Source organism: Lactiplantibacillus plajomi (genome assembly GCF_005405405.1).
GTDB classification, from domain to species: Bacteria; Bacillota; Bacilli; order Lactobacillales; family Lactobacillaceae; genus Lactiplantibacillus; species Lactiplantibacillus plajomi.
Genome location: NZ_BJDZ01000055.1, coordinates 1 through 3599 on the forward strand (window position 1 = coordinate 1; position 3599 = coordinate 3599).

3 protein-coding genes are annotated in these 3599 nt (G+C 37.9%); all 3 read left to right on the top strand.

Annotated elements, in window-relative coordinates:
• Nucleotides 1-602 precede the first annotated feature (602 nt).
• The 3 genes from FFM82_RS13300 (at nucleotide 603) to mobV (ending at nucleotide 3478) form a co-directional block, all read left to right on the top strand.
• Nucleotides 603-1559 carry a protein rep gene (locus FFM82_RS13300; protein WP_002834600.1) on the top strand — a complete coding sequence of 319 codons (957 nt, stop codon included), beginning with the start codon at nucleotides 603-605 and terminating at the stop codon, nucleotides 1557-1559.
• 90 nt (nucleotides 1560-1649) lie between these two features.
• The gene (locus tag FFM82_RS13305) at nucleotides 1650-2171 is read left to right on the top strand and encodes a super-infection exclusion protein B (protein WP_225425734.1); all 522 of its coding nucleotides are present in this window, start codon (nucleotides 1650-1652) and stop codon (nucleotides 2169-2171) included.
• Between the two features lie 224 nt (nucleotides 2172-2395).
• Complete coding sequence (gene mobV / locus FFM82_RS13310; RefSeq protein WP_063486590.1) at nucleotides 2396-3478, top strand: MobV family relaxase; 1083 nt, start codon at nucleotides 2396-2398, stop codon at nucleotides 3476-3478.
• Nucleotides 3479-3599: the final 121 nt, after the last annotated feature.

Sequence of the window (3599 nt, forward strand, 5' to 3'; positions counted from 1 at the left end):
GCTAATTAGAGCCATCTCATGCTAGTAATAGAGTTCTGTCTAGCTGTTAGTCAACGGTAAATCGAATTAGAGGGGCTTACTGCTTTAGCAGTTAGCCCCTTTTTGAGGCTTTAAGGAGTTGACTAACTCTACTCAACCAAAAAGCCTCATGCCCTAGGAAACAAGCCATTGTTTCCTCGAGCCCAGCGGCGGCAAGCGTTGCGTTCCAGCTGGCTCAGCTGGTCGGTGTGGCTGAAAGCCACGGTTTTAAAAAAGACAGTTCAGCGGTTTTTGCTGATCTGTCTTTTGGGTTTTGAAAGCGCCGGTTTTCGGCGCTTTCTTCTTATCTTGATACTATTAGAAACAACTAGTTTTTTGTAGTTTGGGCTGTATCCCTTGATTTTATAGGGCTTGGGTGTATTATTAGGGTATAAATTTTAATAAAAAGACAAAATAAAAAACCCACGTGAATTCTCTGATTTGGTCGTCCGAGCACGTGAGTTGATTATCATTTGTTATTTACAGTCATATTCTAGGGGTAAAACCCTATGATGTCAAGGTTGTAAGCTTACATAAAATGATTTTTCAGCTCCTTCACGTGGATAAAACGGAAGGAGCTTTTTATGTCTGAAGTATTTGAAGATGTTACAGCGAATGGGAAAGTAAGACCTTGGAAAGAACGTAAAATTGAGAATGTGCGTTATGCAGAATATTTGTCAATTTTAGAATTTAAGCGGGCACATGATATTAAAAATTGTGGGGAAACTTTACGTTTTCGGAAAATTGGTGACCATTTGAAGCTGTATCAGACTTGGTTTTGCAAAAAGCGGTTATGTCCGTTGTGTAATTGGAGAAAAAGTATGAAAAATTCGAGCCAATTAAAACAAATTATTGCAGAAACAGTTGTGAGAGAACCTAAAGGACGTTTTTTATTTTTAACTTTAACCGTTAAAAACGCTCATTCAGCAGAGGAGCTAAAAGTGTCTTTAAGAGCTTTGACTAAAGCCTTTAATAAATTAACACGTTATAAAAAAGTAGCTAAGAATCTTTTAGGGTACTTACGTTCAACGGAAATTACGGTTAATGAACAAGATGGTTCTTATAACCAGCATTTACATGTTTTACTGTTTGTAAAATCTAGTTATTTTACAGGGGATAGCGTTAATTATATTACACAAGCAGAATGGACTAGTTTTTGGCAACGGGCTTTGAAAGTTGATTATGAACCTGTGGTGCATGTACAAGCTGTTAAAGCTAATCAACGTAAAGGCACTAATTCTTTACAAGCCAGTGCGGAAGAAACTGCCAAATATGAGGTCAAGTCGGCTGACTATATGACGGTTGATGATGAGCGTAATTTAGCTGTGATTAAAGATTTAGAGTTTGCTTTAGCTGGTACTCGGCAAATTAGTTATGGCGGGTTATTAAAGCAAATTAAGCAAGATTTGAAACTTGAAGATGTTGAGAATGGCGATTTGATCCACGTTGGTGACGAAGAATATAGCAAAGAAGAAATGGAAGCTGCGGAAGAAGTAGTTGCTAAATGGGACTTTAATAAACAAAATTATTTCGTGTGGTAACAATGAGTGTTTTTGTGTGAAATGATTGGTTGATACTTAGCTATATTATTAGTGTAGTAGATAATATGGACTAAAAAGGAGATAGTGAGTTTGAAGACAACAGAGAAAGTTTTAGATATTTTAGGGAAACCAATTAATTTTGATATTTTGTTAGCAAGTTTATTAACTAGTCTAGTTTTGTTAATGACGAATTTTCTTTCTGAAAAATACTTAGTTAAGTTTCATTTGGAAAAATTTTTAAATAATTATAATCCATATATTTTGTTGGTGTTTTTTGTATCGTTATTTTTGATTGTTATTCATTTTGGGAGTAAGAAACGTAAAGAAAAAAATGATAGGGCATTCGATGACTTTTTAAAAAAACAACAGGATGAACTATTTGAGGATGAAGATGCTCTAAACATTTTGGCTCAACTTTATAGGTATCATCCAAGAGCTGTTAAGCTACCTATGTATAACCAGAAAGTATTGTTATTAGAACAATATCAGCTTATTACAAAAGCTACTAGTCAAGCTGTGGTTAATATGAGTGACCCGGAATTTCCGTATATACTTCAGCCGGAAGCAGAGCGGAGAATAAAAAAAGAATTAATTGCTGAGGAATCAAAGTAATTGGTTCCTTTTTGTTTGCAAAGCAAAACGTGAGTGGCGATTATTTTGGCGGAAGAGAACAGCCAAAATTTTCGTCCACGAGAGCAATATTTTCCGAACAGGAAAATGAGCGGTGGGGTCTGTCCCGCTGGCAAAGCGACCCTCGGTAGAGCCCACACTTTACGTTGTAAAGTATAGTGGGTTATACTTTACATGGACGGTGTCCGAATTAGGGGGTGTGTGGAATGAGTTTTGTTGTCGCAAGAATGCAGAAATTGAAAGCTGATAATTTGGTTGGTTTGGGTAATCACGACCAACGGAAAACTAGCAATCATAGCAACCAAGATATTGATGTCTCACGGTCACATTTGAACTATGATTTGGTGGCTGGACGGACGAACAATTTTAAGACGGATATTCAGTCTTATATTGACGAACGCAAGGCTGGCTCCCGAGCTGTCCGTAAAGACGCTGTCTTAGCCAATGAGTGGGTTATTACGAGTGATAAGGGGTTCTTTGAGCAACTGGACGAAAAACAGACCAGAGCCTATTTTGAAACTGCTAAACAGTACTTTGCTGAAAAGTTTGGGGACGAGAATATCCGCTATGCTTGGGTGCATTTAGACGAGCACACGCCCCATATGCATATGGGGATCGTGCCGTTTGATAAAGATAATAAACTGTCGGCTAAGCGGGTGTTTAATCGGGAAGCCCTGCAACAGGTGCAAGATGAGCTACCCGAGTTCTTACAGTCCAAAGGTTTTAAGCTTGAACGGGGTCAAAAAAACAAAGAGCGTAAAAATTTGTCTGTGCCTGAATACAAGGCTATGCGTCAAGAATTAGAGACGGTTAAAGCAGATACAAAAAAACAGAGACAAGAATTCGAAGATTTTAAAAAATCTGATTTTGATGTAACCAATGTTGAAACCTTACAACCACGCTTTAAAAAAGGCTACGTGTTGGTTAAAAAAGACGATTTTGAGCAAATGAAACAGGGAGCAATTTATGCCAAGAGTGCTTTTATTGATTCACTCCATGCAAAATCTGACGCTGAAAGAGCTCATGATAGTGAAATTAAAGCTAGTAGTCGGGCGCTTGAATTGGAAATGAAGAATGATAAACTGCAAGATGAAAATAACAAATTGCGGACACAATTAAATCATGCGCAAGATTTGATTAAACGCATGTTCAAGGTGTTGAAAGAAAGATTAGGCGACAAAGTGCATATGAAACCCGAGACGTGGCACAAAGTGGGCTTAAAAGCGCCAAATGAGCCCGATAAGCAATCTAAAAAACGACCAGAGAGAAATACAGGCTTGAGTCGTTAAATCGCTTAGAACGCAAATATGAGCTAATTAGAGCCATCTCATGCTAGTAATAGAGTTCTGTCTAGCTGTTAGTCAACGGTAAATCGAATTAGAGGGGCTTACTGCTTTAGCAGTTAGCCCC

Bases quoted from the DNA above. Each gene is read 5' to 3' on its own strand.
- FFM82_RS13300 (WP_002834600.1), top strand. From the start codon at position 603: ATGTCTGAAGTATTTGAAGATGTTACAGCGAATGGGAAAGTAAGACCT.
- mobV (WP_063486590.1), top strand. From the start codon at position 2,396: ATGAGTTTTGTTGTCGCAAGAATGCAGAAATTGAAAGCTGATAATTTG.